Genomic DNA, 20,559 nt, shown 5'->3' with positions numbered 1-20,559 from the left:
CTTGACACCCTTATTTTTTTGTTATATGATAACACAGGTGAGAAAATGAATGAGATATTAGAACAGGCATTGCTATACGATTTTTATGGAGAACTTCTGACCGAGCATCAGAAGGAAATCTATGAACAGTTCGTATTGGAAGACCTATCCTTGGGAGAGATTGCGAAAGAGGCAGGTATCAGCCGCCAGGGCGTGCATGACTTGATCAAGAGATGCAACCAGACGCTTAAGGACTACGAAGATAAGCTGCAGCTGGTAGCAAAATTCGTGGCGATCAAGGATAAGGTGAAGCAGATTGACGATTTGCTGGATGGATATCAAGAAAGCGATATCCATGAGATTATAGAGAAGATCCGCAGGATATCCGGCGAGATCATAGAGGAGTTGTAGAATGGCATTTGACAGTTTGACAGAAAAACTTCAGAACATTTTCAAGAACTTAAGAAGCAAAGGCCGACTGACCGAAGATGATGTAAAGGAAGCCCTCAAAGAGATCAAGAGGGCGCTGCTTGCGGCGGACGTCAACTTCAAGGTTGTTAAGGATTTTATTAAGAACGTTCAGGAGCGGGCCATAGGCCAGGATGTGATGAACGGGCTGAATCCGGGCCAGATGGTGATCAAGATCGTCAACGAAGAACTGGTGAAGCTGATGGGCTCCGAGACTACGGAGATCGCGCTTCAGCCGGGAAGCGCCATCACGGTTATCATGATGGCGGGCCTTCAGGGCGCTGGTAAGACGACGACCACTGCCAAACTGGCAGGGAAGTATAAGGTAAAGGGCAAGAACCCTCTTCTGGTGGCCTGCGACGTATACCGTCCGGCGGCGATCAAGCAGCTGCAGGTTAACGGCGAGAAGCAGGGTGTGGAAGTGTTCGCCATGGGCGAGAGCCATAAGCCGGCCAACATTGCCAAAGCGGCGCTCGAGCATGCGCAGAAGAACGGCAACCGGATCGTGATCCTGGATACAGCCGGACGCCTTCACATTGATGAAGACATGATGGCGGAACTGGCAGAGATCAAGGACGCGGTGAATGTCCATCAGACAATTCTGGTGATCGATGCCATGACAGGCCAGGACGCGGTGAACGTAGCCAAAGAGTTTAATGAAAAGATTGGCGTAGACGGAGTCATCGTCACCAAGCTTGACGGCGATACAAGGGGCGGCGCGGCGCTGTCTGTAAAGGCAGTTACCGGAAAGCCGATTCTATATGTTGGTATGGGAGAGAAACTCTCAGATCTGGAACAGTTCTATCCGGACCGAATGGCATCCCGTATTCTGGGAATGGGAGACGTGCTCACCCTGATCGAGAAGGCAGAGGCCGAGATCGATGAAGAGAAAGCAAAGCAGATGTCCCAGAAATTGAAAAAAGCCCAGTTCGATTTTGAAGATTATCTGGAAAGCGTAAAGCAGATGAAGAACATGGGCGGCCTTGGCAGTATCATGAGCATGATGCCCGCGCTGGGCGCAGGCATGGGCAAGATGAAGGATCTGGACGACGACCAGACGGCCCAGGCAGAGAAGAATATGGCAAGGATGGAGGCCATGATCTATTCCATGACGCCCGAGGAAAGAAGGAATCCGGATCTTCTGAATCCTTCCAGAAAGCACAGGATTGCAAGAGGAGCAGGGGTAGACATCAGCGAAGTCAACCGGATGGTCAAGCAATTCGGCGAGATGAAGAAGATGATGAAGATGGTAGGAAAAAGCGGCAGAAAAGGAAAGTTCCGCCTGCCGTTCTAAAGTTGGTATACCGCGCAGACGCGCGTTATATAGATAATGAAAAAATATTATGGAGGTGAAATACTATGGCAGTAAAAATCAGATTAAGAAGAATGGGACAGAAGAAGGCTCCTTTCTATAGAATCATCGTTGCTGATTCCAGATCACCAAGAGATGGCAAGTTCATCGATGAGATCGGCACTTACGATCCGAACTGTGATCCTAGCGCAATCAAGGTTGACGAGGAAGCAGCTAAGAAGTGGTTAAGCAATGGTGCACAGCCTACAGAAGCAGTAAGCAAGATTCTTAAAGCAGCTGGCATTGAGAAATAAGACATGCCTTTGGAGGTGCACGATATGAAAGAATTAGTTGAGGTTATCGCGAAAGCGCTGGTCGACGATCCTGACAGCGTTGTTGTCAATGAGCGCGAGGATAAGAAGACGACGATCCTGGAAGTACATGTTGCCGATTCCGATATGGGCAAGGTGATTGGAAAGCAGGGACGTATCGCCAAAGCAATCCGCTCTGTGGTAAAGGCAGCGGCTGCGAAGGAAGATAAGAAAGTTATCGTAGATATCATGGATTAATACGAATATGAGCGGGACAGACTTGGGGACAGGCCTGTCCTTATTCGTCCCGGAAAGAGGAGATTCATATGGAAGAGTTATTACAGGTTGGCGTCATTACGTCTACGCATGGAATCCGCGGGGAGGTCAAAGTGTTTCCGACCACGGATGACGCGCAGAGATTCAGGGAACTGAAGGATGTGATGCTGGATACAGGGAAAGAGACATTGTCTTTGGAGATCGAAGGGGTGAAATTTTTTAAACAGTTTGTCATCCTGAAGTTTAAAGGCATTGATAATATAAACGATGTAGAAAGATATAAGAGATGTCCGCTTTATGTAAAGCGCGAAGACGCGGTAGAACTGGAAGAGGATGAATATTTCATTGCCGATATGATCGGCATGAAGGTCATCACGGATGAAGGGGAAGAATTTGGGACCCTTAAGGATGTAATGGAGACAGGCGCCAATGATGTCTATGTGATCGAGCGATCTGATGGCGGGGAAGTGCTGGTTCCGGCGATCAAGGAGTGTATCCTGGAGGTGGACATCCCCGGCAGGCAGATGAAGATTCATGTGATGGCAGGCCTTGTATAAGCCTGCGGTCAAAGGCATAGACGAAGTGATTTAAGGAGATAGGAAACATGCATTTTTATATTATGACGTTATTTCCTGACATGGTAATGAATGGCCTGAACACCAGCATTACCGGCAGGGCGATAGAAAAGGGCCTGCTTAGCATTGACGCGGTTAATATAAGAGATTATGCGTATAATAAGCACAACAGCGTGGACGACTATCCCTATGGAGGCGGGGCCGGGATGCTGATGCAGGCGGAGCCGGTCTATCAGACCTATGAGGCAATCTGCCAGAAAAGCGGGAAGCGTCCGCGAGTCGTGTATCTGTCGCCCCAGGGCAGGACGTTCTGCCAGACGATGGCCGAGGAGTATGCCAGGGAAGAAGAACTGGTGCTATTGTGCGGACATTACGAAGGCATCGACGAGAGGGTACTGGAAGAGATCGTGACAGATTATGTGTCCATAGGCGATTATGTGCTGACCGGAGGCGAGTTGCCTGCAATGATCATGGTAGATGCCATCTCAAGGCTGGTGCCCGGCGTGCTGCATAATGATGTGTCCGCAGAGTTCGAAAGCTTCCAGGACAATCTGCTGGAGTATCCCCAGTATTCGAGGCCGGAGATATGGCATGAGAAGCAGGTGCCTCAGGTGCTTCTCTCCGGGCATCATGCCAACATCGAAGCATGGAGAAGGGAACAGTCCATCATACGCACGGCAAAGAACCGGCCGGATCTGCTTGAAAAGGCGAATCTGACGGAGAAAGAACTGGAAATTGCCAAGAAAAGTCTTGCAATAGATTGATAAATATGCTAAACTATAGCATGTTGTGAAGAGAGAGATGGTCCTCTGGTACGCATGTATTAAGAACATCCAAGTAAATAAGGAGGTCACACAGAATGAACGATATTATTAAGAATATTGAAGCCGAGCAGTTAAAAGAGCAGGCTCCGGAGTTCCATGTTGGAGATACGGTAAAGGTATACGGAAAGATCAAAGAAGGCGCTCGCGAGAGAATCCAGGTATTTGAGGGAACCGTACTGAAGAGACAGGGCGGCGGAGCAAGAGAGACATTTACCGTAAGAAAGAATTCTAACGGAATCGGTGTTGAGAAGACTTGGCCGGTACACTCACCAAATGTTGAGAGAGTCGAAGTAGTTAGAAGAGGTAAGGTAAGAAGAGCGAAACTGAACTACTTAAGAGACCGTGTCGGCAAGAGAGCCAAAGTAAAAGAATTAGTAAAATAAGAGACAATGAGAAAAGGACAAGTACATATTGTATATTGTCCTTTTTCTGTTTTAAGGGGAAAATATGAGACGAAGACGAAAGGGCCTGGGATTTTCAAGGCCAAGAAGAAAAAGAATCCGCATCAACCTTGAATATCTTCCGGCTGTCGGAATCTGGATATTCAAGATTGCCATCGTATGCCTTCTGGCTTTCGTGGCTGTCTGGTATTTCGGCCAGAGAGTCAGCACCGTAGGGGATTCTATGAACCCGGTGCTTCATAATGGCGATGTCGTCCTTGTGAACCGTATCGTATACAATGCCACGACTCCCAAAAGAGGCGATATTATCGTATTCAAGCCCAAAGGGAATGAAAATGCCCACTATTACATCAAAAGAATCGTAGGGCTTCCGGGAGAGACGGTTGAGATTATCGAGAACCGGATCTATATTGACGGGGAGAAGCTGGAAGAGGATTATAAGACGACGGATATAGACGATGTGGGAATTGCCAATGAGAAGATACATCTGGCAGGAGATGAGTATTTTGTGCTGGGGGATGACCGCCAGAATAGCGAGGACAGCAGGAATGCGGATGTGGGCAATGTAAAGCGGGAGTATATATATGGGAAAGCATGGCTTACCATATCCCCGAAGAAAGATTTTGGATTGATTAGATAAGGAGATAATGTATGCATTTTCAATGGTATCCGGGTCATATGACAAAAGCAAAGCGTATGATGCAGGAGAATATAAAATTAATTGATCTGGTAATCGAGCTGGTGGACGCCAGAATTCCGGTGAGCAGCAGGAATCCGGATATTGATGAATTGGGTAAGAACAAGTCGAGGCTGATTCTTCTGAATAAGGCCGATCTGGCAGAGGATAAGTGGAATGATGCCTGGGCGGAATACTTCAGGGAGAAGGGGTTCTTCGTTGTCAAAGTGAACTCCAAAAAAGGCGGCGGATTAAAGTCCATCCAGGGCGTTATCCAGGAGGCCTGCAAAGAGAAGATGGAACGGGACCGGAAGAGAGGGATCCTCAACCGTCCGGTTAGGGCCATGGTAGTGGGAATTCCCAATGTGGGGAAATCCACCTTTATCAATGCGCTGGCGGGGAAGGCCTGCGCAAAGACCGGGAACAAGCCGGGAGTAACCAAGGGTAAGCAGTGGATCCGCCTGAATAAGCAGGTGGAACTTCTGGATACGCCGGGAATCCTCTGGCCGAAGTTTGAAGATCAGGAAGTGGGACTGAGACTGGCCTTTATCGGCTCCATCAAAGACGAGATCCTGAATACGGAAGAACTGGCAGCCGAGCTGATCAAGTTCCTGAACGCGAACTATCCGGGCGTGCTGGAAGAAAAATATGGCGTGGAACCATCAGACGACGCCTACGTCCTGCTTGCCGGCATCGCAAGAAGCAGAAACTGTCTCTTGAAGGGCAGCGAGCTGGACACGGAAAAGGCGGCACTCCTTTTGCTGGATGATTTCCGGAATGGAAAACTGGGAAGGCTTACACTGGAATATCCGCAGGAAGTGTGATAGAATCTAGTGAGGAGTCAGAAAGGGGATTGCAGCAGATGGCAAGACGCACAAGAGAAGAGACGAAAGAAAGAAGCATTTTCCGGGAACTGGGAGGATGGCTTCTATATATACTGATTATCATTGGCCTTACTTACTTGATTATCACTTTTGTAGGGCAGAGAACAAGAGTCAGCGGCTCATCCATGGAGACGACGCTGAGCAATGGAGACAACTTGATCGTAGATAAGCTGACCTATCATTTCAAGGAGCCGAAGCGGTATGATATTATCGTATTTCCTTATAAATATGAGGAAAATACATACTATATCAAGCGCATCATCGGACTTCCTGGAGAGACGGTCCAGGTGATCGACGGGTATACGTATATCAATGGGGAACAGCTTGCAGGCGACATTTATGGCGCGGAAGTAATGGAGTCGGCGGGAATTGCTGCCGAGCCGATCACCCTGGGAGAGGATGAGTATTTTGTCCTGGGGGACAACCGGAACCACAGTTCTGACAGCCGGGATCCAAGCGTAGGAATTCTGAAGAGGAAGGACCTGATGGGAAGAGCCTGGATCCGCATCTATCCATTTGATAAAATGGGAGTGATCAAGCATGAATAAACGGGAAGAGGAAAGGCTTAGAAAGCAGCAGGAGAGGCTGGAAAAGGAACGGGCGCGCACCGAGGCTATGAGCGTATATGAGAAGGAATACGGGGCGTGCCAGTATATATGCGGAATTGATGAAGTAGGCAGGGGGCCGCTTGCAGGGCCAGTTGTGGCAGGCGCGGTGATCCTGCCTAAAGACAATCCGATCCTGTATCTGAATGATTCCAAGAAACTCTCGGAAAAGAAGCGGGAGGCGCTGTATGAGGAGATTATGGAGAGGGCGGTTGCCACAGGCATCGGCATCGTAGGACCGGCCAGGATCGATGAGATCAATATCCTGCAGGCCACATATGAGGCAATGCGCATGGCGATCTCCAATCTTAAGGTGCAGCCGGATATCCTGCTGAATGATGCCGTTACCATCCCGCAGGTGGCCATCCCGCAAGTCCCGATCATCAAGGGAGATGCCAAAAGCGTTTCCATAGCGGCGGCCAGCATTATCGCAAAAGTAACCAGGGACAGGCTGATGGTAGAATATGACCAGGTGCTGCCGGGCTACGACTTTGCCAGCAATAAGGGATATGGGACAAAGGCGCACATTGCGGGAATTAGGGAATTGGGGCCCTCCCCGATCCACAGGGCTACATTTATTAAGAACTTTGTATAGCGAGAAGAAGGCGGCAGTATGGGATACAATACACGAAAGATCGGCACAGAATATGAAAGAAAGGCCGGCGCTTACCTGGAAGCCAAAGGATATGTAATACAGGAGTATAACTTCCGGTGCAGGATGGGCGAGATTGACATTATAGCAAGAGACGGAAAATGCCTCGTATTCTGCGAGGTAAAATACCGCAGCGGCCCGGGAAGCGGACATCCGGCAGAGGCCGTGGATGAAAAGAAGCAGAGAATCATCTCAAAATGCGCCCTGTACTACCTTGCCGCTAAGGGACTTCAGGGAATCGAATGCCGTTTTGACGTGGTCAGCATAGAAGGAGACGAGATCACTTTATACAAGAACGCGTTTGACTATATTGGCTAGCATGACAAGGAAGAGGATAGAATCATGAGATTAGGCTTAACCTATAAGAATGAGGAACATATATTTGACGAGAATGTGGTAAATGGGGTTCCATACCTTTCCTACCCGCTGCTTGAGGAAACCGGCGCAGTAAAGCATGGGTTTTCGACGAAACTGGGAGGAGTCAGCACAGGCAGCTGTGCCACCATGAACATCAGCACCACCAGGGGCGACGACCCTGAGGCGGTGGCTGAGAATCGGCGCAGAATCGGGGCGGCCATCGGCGTGCGGCCGGAGGATATGACCTACACGCATCAGACACACACCACCAATGTGGCAGTCGTCCGGGCAGAAGACAGAGGGCGGAGGTTTCTGGAAACGGACGGCATGGTGACCAATGTGCCGGGGATCTGCCTGGTAACCTTCTATGCGGACTGCGTGCCGCTCTTTCTGGTGGATCCGGTAAAAAAGGCCATTGGCCTGAGCCATTCCGGATGGAGAGGAACGGTGGGCAAGATGGGAAAGGTCACCGTGCAGGCTATGATGAGGGAATATGGCTCAAGGCCGGAAGATATCGTTGCAGCCATCGGCCCCTCCATCTGTCAGGACTGCTATGAGGTCAGCGAGGATGTAATCGACAGATTCCGAGACAGCTTTAATGAGGCGGTCTGGCCCAAACTGTTCTATAGAAAAGAAAATGGAAAGTACCAGCTGGACCTGTGGCGGGCCAACGAAGAGGTATTTCTGGAAACGGGAATCCGCAGAGAGAATCTCGCGGTTACCAACCTGTGCACCCATTGCAATCAGGAGGTGCTGTTCTCGCACCGGGCTACAGGAGAGAAGAGGGGCAATCTTAGCGCATTTCTTGCCTTAAAGTAGAGACAAGGAGGATAAATATGACAACAGAGACGACCAACGAAGTTACCGAAGTGACCCAGCAGACGGTGAAAGAAGTCAGCCGTTTTGCCCAATATATACAAGACAATATCCCGACGCTGATCGGCTTTGGAATCCGGGTTCTTCTGGCCCTGGTATTCTTCTTTATCGGCCGGATCCTGATCAAATGGATCCGCAAGATCGTAAGGCGTTCCATCGAGAGGTCCAGCGCGGATAAAGGCGTGGAGCAGTTCGTAGATTCCGTGTTAAAATTCGCGCTGTACTTTCTGCTTATCTTCAGCATTGCATCCAAATTTGGCGTAGATACCACATCCGTGGCGGCATTGATCGCATCCGGCGGCGTGGCGATCGGCCTTGCCCTCCAAGGAAGCCTGTCTAACTTTGCCGGCGGAGTGCTGATCCTTCTGTTGAAGCCATTTGAAGTGGGAGATTACATCATTGAGGATTCCAACGGAAAGGAAGGAACCGTTAAGGAAATTCAGATATTTTATACTAAACTCAGCACCATTGACAACAAGACGATCGTGATACCGAACGGAATGCTGACCAACAACAGCCTTACCAATGCCACGGCAAAGGATGAGAGGCGGCTGGACCTGAAACTATCCATTTCCTACAGCGCGGATCTTAAAAAGGCGAAGATGCTGATTGAAAATATTATACGCCAGGATGAGAGCATCCTGAAAGATGATGAGATCGTGGTGTTTGTGGATGATCTGTCAGACAGCGCCGTCGTGATCGGCGCCAGGGCATGGGTGAAGAACGAGGAATTCTGGCCTACCAGATGGCGGCTTTTGGAGACCATCAAGCTGACGCTTGACGAGCATGGCGTGGAGATACCATATCCGCAGCTGACGGTCCATATGCCTAAAGGAAATTGAGAGGCAGCCGGTTCAATCTTCCTTGCTCGCCTATCCTTTCTTCTTATGGTTTAAGCCATTCAAAAGAAGAACCGAAAGACAGCCGCATGCCAATAATACAATGAAACTATAAATCCAATCTTGAGTTGCTGTATCATAATAGCCGGAAACACCAAATATTGCTGTAATAGGATAAAATGTTTTCAGCATATTGGACATGCTCATGAACATTCCTGCAAATGAGTATATTTCGGCTAATACCAATGAGAGCCAGTAACTCTTTTTTTAAATACGGCGCCAGTGCAATAATAGGCGCAACAGCCAGAAACACGCCGATACCATCTAAAAGATACATTTTCAAGAAATTAAGAATCATTCCGAAAGATAAATCGGAAAAGTGTAGAACAGCCTCTGCTGAAAATGTAATCATAAAGAGCAATAAATAGACTAAAACGCTGAAAATAAAAGTAACCATCATTTTTGCAACGGTCAATCTTGCTTCATTTATGGGAATAAGCCGCAAAGACTTAATTGTATCGTCCTGTTCTTCGCGGCAAATCATATAGCTTCCCAAAAGAGCGATTACAGAAGGAAGAACGAATATCGTTGCCAGTACCTGTGTGATCGTCATATACCAGCCGACGGTATTTGCTGTTAATTGGTCGTCGGAAAAAGTTGTCAGCCCGCATATAAAAACAATAACCGCTATTAAAATTGCTGCAAAAATAGTGAACAGAATTATATTGGAGCGACGGAGTTTTTGAAATTCCGCCCATAATAATATGCGCATGTTTCCACCTCACTTTCTCTTGCCTAATTTAATATTTGCAAGTAAAACTGATAGGATGCTCCATATGCATATGCTGGCAAATGCAAGAGGAATATGAGCCTGTGGAAGTGCAAGATCTGAAATTGCCCAATTTCTTGCGATAATAACAAGAATGCAAGATAGTGGGTGCAAGAAGGAATTTACCGGAGTTATTAAAAATCCGGCAAAAACATAAACCAATGTAACGCCGACAGGGAAAAGGTACCCTTTTTGCGAAGCAGAGACTGCCAAGATTGGAAGGACCGCAAATGCAGCTAGTACAGCAATTTCGATGCACCTTTCCAATAGGAACATTATACTGCCCCAGTCAAATGATACATAATTAGGAATTACGCTGAATAATACGGAAGCAAATGCATTTATAAGCATAAAGCAGATAGAATAAATTAGCACGACGAAGAACTTGCTGAAAAAATATCCCATTTTGCTTACTGGAACAATCCAAAGCTGTTTTAGCATATCGTATCTATTTTCGTCGTGCATGAGCATAGTGCCAAATAAGCCTAAAATAAACGGCAGGATAATGAACAGCGTAAATCCAAAAGCAGACCATTTATAAAAGATGGCAGGGGCGATGTCTGTCTGGCCCAAATAACCGAAATACAGAAAGGCAAAGAAGGGCATAACAAATGCAGATAGCAGCATAAGCCAAATGAGTTTCTTACGGCGCAGCTTATAAAATTCAATTTTAACCAGTTTAAGCAATTCCCTCACCTCCTGTGATCTTTTTAAAATAATCTTCTAATGTATCATTACGAATTCCAGAACTGATTACCGTTATATCTTGCATAATAAGAGTTTTATTGATTTCCCCCATATTCAAATCAACATCATAGATCCATATCGTTTGCTCATCCTGAACGGAATAATCTGTCACGTGATATTGGCGCTCCAATATCATCGTTGTTTTAGGAATATCTGAAACTTGTAATGAAATATATTTACGATTGCGTCTTTCTAATTCGCTCATACTACTTTCTTCCAAGAGAACGCCCTTGTCAATGATTCCGATATCATCGGCCAGTAATGATATTTCTGGAAGAATATGACTGGATATCAGGATCGTTTTTCCATATTCGTTACTTAGTTTTTTAATAAACTCTCTGACCTCGACAATGCCAATGGGGTCAAGACCGTTAGTCGGTTCATCTAGAATTAAAAGTTCCGGGTCATGAAGAATAGCATTGGCGATACCAAGACGCTGCTTCATACCAAGAGAATACTTGCCAAATGTTTTTTTATCTTTATAAGGCAGGCCAACGGTTTCCAATGCGTTCTTTACGGCATTCGGGAAAGCGGTACCCCGCAGTCTGGCAAAGATCTCTAAATTTTCAGTTCCTGTCAGGTTAGGATAAAATCCCGGAGTTTCTATAATAGCGCCAATACGGGGATAAATTCTTTTTTCCTTACCAATAATGTTCATTCCAAACACCTCCACATTTCCGGAGGTAATAGGGGTCAATCCCAAAATCATTTTCATTATCGTTGTTTTACCGGCACCATTGCGCCCTAATAGTCCGTAAATCCGTCCTTGTTTTACATGGAGATTTGCCTTGTTTACCACAGTCTGATTCCCATATTTTTTTGTCAGCTGTATTGTTTTGATCACAGTATCATTCATATAAATACCTCGCTTTCATATACTGTCCTGTAATATGGCAGACGAATCGCATTGCCATTTACAATAGGGATTATATCGTAAGAACCTTGCCAAAACCTTGCCAGAATCTTGTTTTTGTCTTGCTTTCATAACAAAAAGCCCCGTATTTCTACAGGGCTTTCGGTAAGGATATGATAAATTCTGTTCCAGCGCCAGGGGTACTGTCTGCGACAATAGTTCCTTTGTGTATGTGGACAAGTTCTTTTGCAATTGCAAGCCCCAATCCATTTCCTGTAGCAGAACGTGAATCATCACATTGATATAATCTCTCAAAGATATGTGGAAGATGATCAGAAGGAATACCCTTCCCGTTATCTTTGATTATGACTTGTACTTGCTGCTGATCGTCCAGAACGCGCAGCATGACTTCATCGCCCTCACTATGAACAATAATATTTTGCAGCAGATTGTTGATGATACGGGTATATGCGTTTGCGTCAATGCGTATGAAACACTCTTTCTCGGGGATGTCAATTTCATATTTAAAATGACAGCCTTCTAAGACAGAAACCCAATCAGCCAGTATATTGCGGGACAGTTCATTCAAATCGGTTTTTTCGAAATGGAAAGCCTGTTCTCCTGAGTCTAATTTTACCCATTCAAACAAATCTTCTACAAAATGTTTCAGGTGTTGGGATTTTTCAAATGCAACATGGATATATGCGTCTTTTTCTTCTCCAATCACAATCTGGCTTTCAATGGCCTCCAGATATCCAACCAAAGAAGCAAGAGGGGTTTTAACATCATGAGAAAGGCTTGTCATTAATCGTTTGTACGCCTGTTCTGATTGCTTTTGGCGAATAAGCTGTGACTGGCTGTTTATTGCGATTTGATTTATGTCATAACAGATTTGCCTTGCCATGTCTTTTTTGTGTGTCAGAATACGTCTGTTTAAGTTCCCTTTTTTTAAATCTTCCAATACGTCTTTGATAAATGCAATCTGTTCCCGGACGTGGTATAGCTTCAAGGCAAGATACAGGATGATAGCCAGGGCAGACACAAGGCCTGCAAGAAGATAATGATTGATGGCCATACTTAAGCCTCCTTGTTAAAACGATAGCCAACGCCCCGGACTGTCAAAATATAAAACGGATTGTCAGGGTCTGGCTCAATCTTTTTACGCAATTTGCTGATAAAAGACATAATATTGCTATCATCGAACGCATACTCATTTTCCCATACTTGCGTATAAATTTGCTTTTTTGTAAAGATTCGTCCTTTGTTGGAAGCAAGGAAGGCCAGCAAATCAAATTCCCTGCTGGTAAGTTCAACAGGGACATCATTCACTTTAACAATCCGATCTGCCTTGTCGATCGTCATGCCTTTTAACGCCAGACACTCTGTTTCTACAGAAAAAGTTGGATTTAATGCCGTGTAGCGCCGAATTAGAGAATTGACACGTGCCATAAGTTCATTGATGCTAAAAGGCTTAGTCAGATAATCGTCTGCGCCTAGCCGCAGTCCGGAAACTTTATCATCTTCGCTGTTTTTGGCTGTCAGCATAAGTATGGGGAGGTTATTTCCTTCCCTGATTTTTTTCAGAACTTGAAACCCGTCTATATCTGGCAGCATGATGTCTAAAATTATAAGAGTAAGAGAACGGTCATCTTTATTTTCATCAACGAGGCGCAACCCCTCGGCCCCGCAATATGCTACTAAAGCGGTTAAATTTTCTTGCTCGATACATTTTTTCATTAAAGCACAAAGTTCTTTATCATCATCAATGATTAAAACCCGATTCATATTGCAGCTCCTATTCTTGGATAATGTTCAATTACGCAATGATGCTATATGTGTCCACAGACACAGTTTCCATAGCAGTTACAGTCTTTATATATGCAAAAAAGTGAGTTGATAAATGAAGAACTATTCATTTATCAACTCATTTCATAATCTTATTTTTAAGACGAGCGCTATTTTTGATTAAAAGCTGGAAATCGGATTTGAACCGACGACCCCTTCATTACGAGTGAAGTGCTCTACCGACTGAGCTATTCCAGCGCGTGCCGTTTTGTAACAGCCACAAGTAATATTATAACGAATTTTACAATATTTGCAAGAACTTTTTTAAAAAGTTTAAAAGTTAGTTTTTTGAGTGAAATGTCTGATAAAATTGTAAGAATATTGACTTGGGCATAAAAAAAAGACTATAATAAATTTAGTTGTTCATATACAGAAAATGCGGAAGCGAAGGAGATAGATGTAGTTATGGGTACATTTTCAGGCGGTTCAAAAAATAGCATATATGTAGTGGATAATGATTATAAGATACAATATTTTAACCAGACGCTTAAAAGCAAGTTTCCGGAATTAAGATGCGGCGAATACTGTTATCAGGCACTGAGCGCTGAAGATACGCCGTGCGAGAAATGTCCGCTTTTCGAGGAGAATGCCGACAGTGTTATATTCTATAATAAGAATCTCCAAAGATGGGTGGAAGTAAGTACAGGACAGGTGGATTGGCCAGGTGCGGGGCAATGCCATATGCTGATGGCAAAGTCTATTCATGAGGGAAATAAAAATCTGCTGTATAACCTTACCAATGATTCTGCCTACGATGAATTGTTTGAATTGAACCTTACCGAAGATACATACAAGATTCTCTACCACAAGGAAGGAAAATATGTGATTCCTGCCGAAGAGGGGTGCTTAAGCAGACTGTTTGCCAAAGAATCGGAAGGCATGGTACATCCGGATGACCGGGAAGCATTCCTTAAGTTTTGGAATCTGGACGACATTACAGAGCGGATGAATAGGAATGAAGAGAAGATTCTCCATGGGGAATTCCGCAAAAGGCTGGAAAGAGGCGGATATTGCTGGGTTGTAGAAAAGGTGGTGCCAGTCAGGCAGGATCAGGATTCCGATATTATCGTTATGTGCTTTATCCAGGATATTGACGAGCAAAAAAAATATCTTGATCTTGGAAAGGAAGAAGTCTTTGATCCCTTGACCGGGCTGTATCGGAGAAATACTTTTTGGGATGCGGCAAAGGCCTTTCTTAAAAATGCGGGAGATCAGAAGTACTGCCTGGTAGCCGTTGACATAGAACATTTCAAATTGTTTAACGAATGGTACGGGATGGAAGCCGGGGATCAGTTTCTTAAAAATATCAGCGCATATCTGGAAGAAGAGGCCAGGGCCGATGGAATAGCAGGGTATATGGGCGCGGATGATTTCTGCGTCATCCTCCCGGATGACCGGGAGAGGCTGGAGGGCCTGCAGCAGAGAATCTGCCGGTATATTCGCCAGGATAAAGGAAATGCAGGCTTTCTTACTGCCTTTGGCGTCTACGAGATTAAGGATCGGTCGATTCCTGTCAATACGATGTACGATCTGGCTACGATTGCCCTTGATTCGGTAAAAGGCAACTATGCGAGACGTATCTGCTGGTATGATGCGGGAATGAAGCAGAAGATGGAAGATAACCATAAGATGCTATCAGAGATTCAAAAAGCCCTGGAGCAGGAAGAGATCACCTGCTACGTCCAGCCCAAATGCGACATGGTGTCCGGAAAGATCGTAGGGCTGGAGGCTTTGGTAAGATGGATACATCCTGAAAAAGGAGTGGTCAGTCCGGGGGAGTTTATTCCGCTGCTTGAGAGAAATGGATTTATATCCAATGTGGACCGGTATATCTGGGAGAAGGTCTGTAGTCTGCTTAGCAGCTGGATTCGGCGGGGGCACAAGGCGATTCCGATCTCCGTCAATGTATCGAGGGTAGATATCTATACGCTTGATATCGTAGAAGTCTTTGAAGGATTAGTAGAGAAATACTCCCTTCCGCCAAAACTCCTGGAAATTGAGATTACGGAGACGGCATATGCAGAAGAATATCAGATCATCACAGAAGTAGTGGAGCGGCTTAGAAGCGCAGGCTTTACGGTGCTGATGGATGATTTCGGAAATGGGTATTCCTCTTTGAATATGCTCAAAGACGTGACGGTAGACATACTGAAGCTGGATATGGAATTTCTTGCTATGAATGAGCAGAGCGCTGGGAAGGGCGTCGGAATCCTGGAGACGATCACCAGCATGGCGAGGCTCATGGGACTTCGGATGATCGCAGAAGGCGTAGAGAATAAGGAACAGGTGGATATCCTGCTGGAAATAGGCTGCGTGTATGGTCAGGGTTATTATTTCTACCATCCAATGCCAGTGGAAGAACTGGAGGAATTGATGGCAGATGAAAGCAAAATAGACTTTGCAGGGATGAAGGCCGCGCAGATTGAAGATATTAAAATCAAGGACTTGATGGACGAAGATGCATTTATCTCCAATGTAATGAATAATATTCTGGGCGGAATTGCGTTTTACAGCGTATCGGATACCCAGATAGAGGTGGTGCGTGTCAATGAAAAGTATTACAGGATCATTGGCAGCAATCCGTCAGAACTTGCGGCTGGCAAAGACAGGATACTGGACGGAGTCCATGCGGATGATAAGGAACGAATGCTGGATATCTTCCGAAGAGCATATCAGAACCAGTTAGAAGGAGCAGCGGATGTCGTGCGCAAGATTCGTGCCGACGGCTCGGAAATCTGGCTGCAGATTCATGCCTATTACCTGAAGGAGCAGGGAGGGAAGCATCTGTATTATGCTTCCATAACGGATGTGACCAAGCAGAGGGACAGGGAAAGACAGCTGGAGGCATACCAGATGATGCCCGGCGGCATGATTGGCGGATATTGCGAGGACGGCTTTCCGCTATACTTTGCCAATTCCGAGATGGTAAGGCTGCTTGGCTACGATTGCTATACAGAGTTTGCGGAGGCCATCCAGTATCAGGTGATCCATACGATCCATCCGGAGGACCGCGAAAACGTGGCAAGAGATATAGGACCGCAATATTATGCCGGATTGGAATATACGACTTCTTACAGGATGCCGAAAAAAGACGGAACCTGGATCTGGGTCCTGGACCGAGGCAAAGTCGTCCAGGCAGAGGACGGGAGGCTTGCGATTATCAGCGTGTGCATTGATATATCGGAGGCCATGACTGCACAGCAGGGGCTTGCAAGCTATAATGAAAGGCTCCTGAAACAGATGGAAGATATGCGTCTTTTGATAGACAATACTCCAGAGAATATCATTTTATTGGAATGGAAGGAAAATCACCCGAAGTTCAGAGTGATTGCCAACGGACTTTTTGATAAAATGGGATATACAAAAGAAGAATGCGAAAGAACCCTGAATGAATTAAAATTCCGTGACGCCACTTTAAGAAAAGAGGCTCTGAAGGTAAAGGAAAGCATGTACCGGGCTGTTTTGAATCGGGAAAGTTTCCGGGAAGTGATACGGATGTCCGCCCAGGAAGGCAGGGAATATTTTATCTCGATTGAAGGCAGGCATATAGCCGACGGACCGTACGGCATTCAATATCTTTGCGTCCTGAGCGATATTACCGCGAATAAGAAGAGGGAAGAGGAATTGCGGCTGCTGGGCGAAAAACTGGAAAACGTCCTGAGACAGGCAGAAATCAACAGTTGGGACTGGGATATTAAAAACCACCGTCTGACCCTGGATAATACTTGTGAGCAGAGTCTGATCACAAAGATTCTGGGTATAAAGGGCACACGGAAAATCATTGATCATTTTCCAGAAGCTTATAAGGACAAGGGGTATCTTGGAGAAAAGGACAAGAAGCGGTATTGGGAATACATAGAAGAAATCCGCCATGGATCTGAGAAGAAGAATCTGGGCTGCGAGCTGCTGCTTACAGCGCCGGATGGAAGGGTGGAGTGGATCCGGGCAGTCTGTACTCCGATCCGGGATCCGAATGGAAATACGATCCGCGCCGTTGGATATTACATTGATATTACGGAACAGAAGCTGGAAGCCCTTGAAAATAGTAAGAATATCAAGGAACTTCAGCGTGATGGACTGACAGGCCTGTATACCCGGCAGGCGGCGATTCCAAAGATCAAGAATTACCTGAAGAAGATGGAGGAAGATGAGACGGCGGCGCTTCTGATGTTTGACCTGGATAATTTCAAACTTGCAAACGATGTCTTCGGTCACGCATATGGCGATGCTATGATTACGGAAAATGCAGGAAAGTTAAAAAATTCTTCCGGGAAAGGGATATTATCTGCCGGATCGGCGGAGATGAATTTCTCGTCCTTTGCAAAGGAATCCGGGAATCTGATGTAGATAAGAAGCTGGAGCAGATAATAGGCTCTATGATTACGACTTATGATAATGGCATAAGGAAGATCACGTTTACGATTTCGGCGGGATATGTTATGATTCCGGTGCAAGGCAGAGAATTTGACGAACTATACAGAAAGGCGGATATTGCTCTGTTTACCGCCAAATTAGACGGGAAAAGCTCCTATAGGAAATATGATTCATCAATGAAAGAAATACGATATGAACTAGCAAGCAGGGAAGACAGATAGATGAAGAAAAAAATTGTTTTAGGTATTTTGGCCCATGTGGATGCAGGGAAGACCACTTTGTCGGAAGGAATGCTGTACCTTTGCGGCAGCCTGCGGAAACTTGGCAGGGTAGACCATGGAAATGCTTTTTTAGATACGTTTGAATTGGAAAAGGAGAGAGGAATTACCATCTTTTCCAAGCAGGCGGTATTTCATGCGGGCGATATGGAGATAACGCTTCTGGATACGCCGGGACATGTGGACTTTTCGGCGGAGATGGAGCGTACGCTCCAGGTGCTGGACTATGCCGTCTTATTGATCAGCGGCGCGGACGGCATTCAGGGACATACAGAGACGCTGTGGCGGCTCCTGGAACGATATAGAATCCCAGCCTTCCTGTTTATCAATAAGATGGATCAGGAAGGAACAGACCGGGGCAGCCTTCTGGAACAGATCCATGCCAGGTTTGGCGGAGAGTGCATAGACTTTGGGCAGGAAGGGGAGAAGCAGGAGTTTTATGAGCAGGTGGCGCTATGCGACGAGAGGGCGCTGGAACACTACCTGGCAGACGGACATCTTGAGACGAAGTCCATTGCCAGGCTGATCGAAGAGCGGAAAGTATTCCCCTGCTATTTTGGATCTGCCCTAAAGCTGACCGGGGTGGAGGAATTATTAGAAGGGCTTGCGGCATATACGACAGCAAAGAAATATCCGGACGAATTCGGGGCTAAGGTTTATAAGATCGCAAGGGATAGCCAGGGAGCCAGGCTGACGTATCTGAAGATTACGGGTGGAAGACTAAGGGTAAAAGATGTGATCGGGGAAGGCAAAGCAGACCAGATCCGCATTTATTCCGGGAATAAGCATGAACTGGCGATGGAAGCGGAAGCAGGAATGGTGTGCGCGGTCACCGGGCTTGACCACACCTATCCCGGCCAGGGGCTGGGCTATGAAAGTGCTTCGGATATGCCGGTGCTGGAGCCAGTATTGACGTATCGGATCGTATTGCCGGAAGATGCCGATGTACAGGCCAGCCTCAGGAATTTTAAAATGCTGGAAGAAGAGGAGCCTCAGCTTCATATTGTCTGGAACGAAAGGCTGGGAGAGATTCATGCGAAACTGATGGGAGAAGTCCAGATAGACGTATTAAAAAGGCTGATCTGGGACCGGTTTGGGATGGCCGTGCAGTTTGATACGGGCAGCATCGTGTACAAGGAAACCATACGCTGCCCGGTGGAAGGCGTGGGGCACTTCGAGCCGCTGCGCCATTATGCGGAAGTCCACCTTCTGCTTGAACCGCTGGAAGAAGGAAGCGGGCTTGTGTTCGCGTCCGGGGCCAGTTCAGATGTACTGGATGTCAACTGGCAGAGACTGATCTTAACCCATCTGGAGGAAAAAGAGCATCTGGGGGTGCTTACCGGATCTGCGATCACGGATATGAAGATCACGCTGATTGCGGGCAAGGCCCATCAGAAGCATACGGAAGGCGGGGATTTCAGGCAGGCGACATACCGGGCCGTGCGTCAGGGGCTTAAGAAGGCGCAGAGCATCCTGCTGGAGCCCTACTATACATTCCGCCTGGAAGTGCCTACGGAGAATGTGGGCCGGGCAATGGCAGATATCCAGAGGATGAACGGGCGCTTTGATCCGCCTGTTAAGGAAGGAGACATGTCGGTGCTGTCAGGCAGCGCGCCAGTGGCTGCAATGCGGGGCTATCAGACGGAAGTCATATCTTATACCAAGGGCAGAGGAAAGCTTTTCTGCATGTTAAAGGGCTATTCTCCTTGTGCCAATGCAAAAGAGGTGATCGAAGCGATCGGCTATGACTCGGAGCGCGATCTGGATAATCCTACAGGTTCCGTATTCTGCGCCCACGGGGCAGGCTATGTGGCAAGCTGGGATCAGGTAGAGGAACTGATGCATGTGGACAGTGGCTGGAGGCCGCAGGAAGAAAAGCAAAGGGAGGAAGCGGCAGGGAGCGCGCAGCACGCAGCCGGACAAGAATCCAGGGATATCTTAGGGGATGAGAAAGAACTAAAGGAGATATTCGAGCGCACGTATGGTCCGATCAGACGTAAGAGCGCGCCGCAGCGAAAGAAGATTGCAGGAAGCCCGGAAGTCTATTATTCCGGACAAAGTACTGGCAGAAAGAAAAAAACAGAAGATGAGGAAGCATATCTGCTGGTAGACGGGTACAATATCATCTTTGCCTGGGAGGAACTAAAGCAACTGGCAGAAGACAATATCATGAGCGCCAGGGACAAGCTGATGGATATCTTAAGCGATTATCAGGGATTCCGGAAGATGACGCTGATTCTCGTGTTTGATGCCTATAAGGTGGAAGGAAATCCTGGCACCATATTCAAATACCATAATATCTATGTGGTGTACACGAAGGAAGCAGAGACGGCGGACCAGTATATTGAGAAGACGGTGCATAAGATCGGGCGTAAACACCATGTTACCGTTGCCACGTCGGATGCGCTGGAACAGGTGATCATATTGGGGCAGGGCGGGCACCGGATATCGGCACAAGGCCTGCAAAACGAGATCTTGCTGGCGAAACGAGAACTGCGGGAAGAACATCTGGAAAAGACTTCAAAAGGAAAGCGTTATCTTTTTGATGAAGCGTCGGATGAGATGACAGAATATGTGGACAGAATGCGTAACGAAGATATGCCGGAATGAGGAAGCGAT

General features: G+C 46.7%; 20 protein-coding genes, 1 tRNA gene and 1 pseudogene. 16 read left to right on the top strand and 6 right to left on the bottom strand.

Features of this window, described 5'->3' with window-relative positions:
- Positions 1–45 precede the first annotated feature (45 nt).
- From ylxM to K0036_RS10755, 14 genes are all read left to right on the top strand, one after another.
- Entirely contained in the window at positions 46–390 is a 345-nt protein-coding gene (ylxM, locus tag K0036_RS10820) for a YlxM family DNA-binding protein (protein ID WP_220429707.1), read from the top strand.
- Between the two features lies 1 nt (position 391).
- On the top strand, positions 392–1,741 hold the full coding sequence (gene ffh, locus K0036_RS10815) for a signal recognition particle protein (RefSeq protein WP_220429706.1): 1,350 nt from the start codon (positions 392–394) through the stop codon (positions 1,739–1,741).
- Positions 1,742–1,806: 65 nt separating this feature from the next.
- Positions 1,807–2,052 carry a 30S ribosomal protein S16 gene (rpsP, locus tag K0036_RS10810; RefSeq protein ID WP_004606686.1) on the top strand — a complete coding sequence of 82 codons (246 nt, stop codon included), beginning with the start codon at positions 1,807–1,809 and terminating at the stop codon, positions 2,050–2,052.
- Positions 2,053–2,076: 24 nt separating this feature from the next.
- On the top strand, positions 2,077–2,307 hold the full coding sequence (locus K0036_RS10805) for a KH domain-containing protein (RefSeq protein ID WP_173694536.1): 231 nt from the start codon (positions 2,077–2,079) through the stop codon (positions 2,305–2,307).
- A 68-nt stretch (positions 2,308–2,375) separates the two neighbouring features.
- A complete protein-coding gene (gene rimM / locus K0036_RS10800; RefSeq protein ID WP_173694535.1) occupies positions 2,376–2,882 on the top strand; it encodes a ribosome maturation factor RimM in 507 nt (168 codons plus the stop codon).
- Positions 2,883–2,929: 47 nt separating this feature from the next.
- Complete coding sequence (trmD, locus tag K0036_RS10795) at positions 2,930–3,664, top strand: tRNA (guanosine(37)-N1)-methyltransferase TrmD (RefSeq protein ID WP_173694534.1); 735 nt, start codon at positions 2,930–2,932, stop codon at positions 3,662–3,664.
- A gap of 95 nt (positions 3,665–3,759) precedes the next feature.
- Positions 3,760–4,107, top strand: a complete 348-nt coding sequence (gene rplS / locus K0036_RS10790) for a 50S ribosomal protein L19 (RefSeq protein ID WP_173694533.1) — start codon at positions 3,760–3,762, stop codon at positions 4,105–4,107.
- A gap of 64 nt (positions 4,108–4,171) precedes the next feature.
- Positions 4,172–4,765 carry a signal peptidase I gene (lepB, locus tag K0036_RS10785; RefSeq protein WP_173694532.1) on the top strand — a complete coding sequence of 198 codons (594 nt, stop codon included), beginning with the start codon at positions 4,172–4,174 and terminating at the stop codon, positions 4,763–4,765.
- 11 nt (positions 4,766–4,776) lie between these two features.
- On the top strand, positions 4,777–5,625 hold the full coding sequence (gene ylqF / locus K0036_RS10780) for a ribosome biogenesis GTPase YlqF (RefSeq protein ID WP_173694531.1): 849 nt from the start codon (positions 4,777–4,779) through the stop codon (positions 5,623–5,625).
- Positions 5,626–5,663: 38 nt separating this feature from the next.
- A complete protein-coding gene (gene lepB / locus K0036_RS10775) occupies positions 5,664–6,233 on the top strand; it encodes a signal peptidase I (RefSeq protein WP_220429704.1) in 570 nt (189 codons plus the stop codon).
- Positions 6,226–6,885, top strand: coding sequence for a ribonuclease HII (locus tag K0036_RS10770; RefSeq protein ID WP_173694529.1), 660 nt, complete (start codon positions 6,226–6,228; stop codon positions 6,883–6,885). The genes lepB (K0036_RS10775) and K0036_RS10770 overlap by 8 nt, the downstream gene beginning before the upstream one ends.
- Positions 6,886–6,903: 18 nt before the next feature.
- Positions 6,904–7,260: a YraN family protein gene (locus K0036_RS10765; RefSeq protein WP_173694528.1), complete on the top strand. Its 357-nt coding sequence runs from the start codon at positions 6,904–6,906 to the stop codon at positions 7,258–7,260.
- A gap of 24 nt (positions 7,261–7,284) precedes the next feature.
- Complete coding sequence (gene pgeF, locus K0036_RS10760) at positions 7,285–8,118, top strand: peptidoglycan editing factor PgeF (protein ID WP_220429703.1); 834 nt, start codon at positions 7,285–7,287, stop codon at positions 8,116–8,118.
- Between the two features lie 17 nt (positions 8,119–8,135).
- Positions 8,136–9,017: a mechanosensitive ion channel family protein gene (locus K0036_RS10755; protein ID WP_173694526.1), complete on the top strand. Its 882-nt coding sequence runs from the start codon at positions 8,136–8,138 to the stop codon at positions 9,015–9,017.
- A gap of 133 nt (positions 9,018–9,150) precedes the next feature.
- On the opposite strand, the gene K0036_RS10750 is transcribed toward K0036_RS10755, so the two are convergent.
- From K0036_RS10750 to K0036_RS10725, 6 genes are all read right to left on the bottom strand, one after another.
- A complete protein-coding gene (locus K0036_RS10750; protein WP_330627131.1) occupies positions 9,151–9,786 on the bottom strand; it encodes an ABC transporter permease in 636 nt (211 codons plus the stop codon).
- A 9-nt stretch (positions 9,787–9,795) separates the two neighbouring features.
- A complete protein-coding gene (locus K0036_RS10745) occupies positions 9,796–10,539 on the bottom strand; it encodes an ABC transporter permease (protein ID WP_330627130.1) in 744 nt (247 codons plus the stop codon).
- A complete protein-coding gene (locus K0036_RS10740; protein WP_220429700.1) occupies positions 10,523–11,446 on the bottom strand; it encodes an ABC transporter ATP-binding protein in 924 nt (307 codons plus the stop codon). The genes K0036_RS10745 and K0036_RS10740 overlap by 17 nt, the downstream gene beginning before the upstream one ends.
- Before the next feature lie 148 nt (positions 11,447–11,594).
- Positions 11,595–12,518: a sensor histidine kinase gene (locus K0036_RS10735; protein WP_220429699.1), complete on the bottom strand. Its 924-nt coding sequence runs from the start codon at positions 12,516–12,518 to the stop codon at positions 11,595–11,597.
- A 2-nt stretch (positions 12,519–12,520) separates the two neighbouring features.
- A complete protein-coding gene (locus K0036_RS10730; protein WP_025643301.1) occupies positions 12,521–13,228 on the bottom strand; it encodes a response regulator transcription factor in 708 nt (235 codons plus the stop codon).
- Between the two features lie 185 nt (positions 13,229–13,413).
- Positions 13,414–13,486 (bottom strand) — tRNA-Thr (locus K0036_RS10725).
- 207 nt (positions 13,487–13,693) lie between these two features.
- Between K0036_RS10725 and K0036_RS10720 the strand changes: the two are divergent.
- Positions 13,694–17,883: pseudogene (locus tag K0036_RS10720) on the top strand (EAL domain-containing protein).
- Positions 17,884–20,550 (top strand): translation factor GTPase family protein, encoded by a 2,667-nt coding sequence (locus tag K0036_RS10715; protein ID WP_220429698.1) that lies wholly within the window; start codon positions 17,884–17,886, stop codon positions 20,548–20,550.
- Positions 20,551–20,559: the final 9 nt, after the last annotated feature.

It is taken from the genome of [Clostridium] scindens (genome assembly GCF_019597925.1).
Classification (GTDB): Bacteria; Bacillota; Clostridia; order Lachnospirales; family Lachnospiraceae; genus Clostridium_AP.
This window is presented reverse-complemented; position numbering and strand designations above follow the sequence as displayed.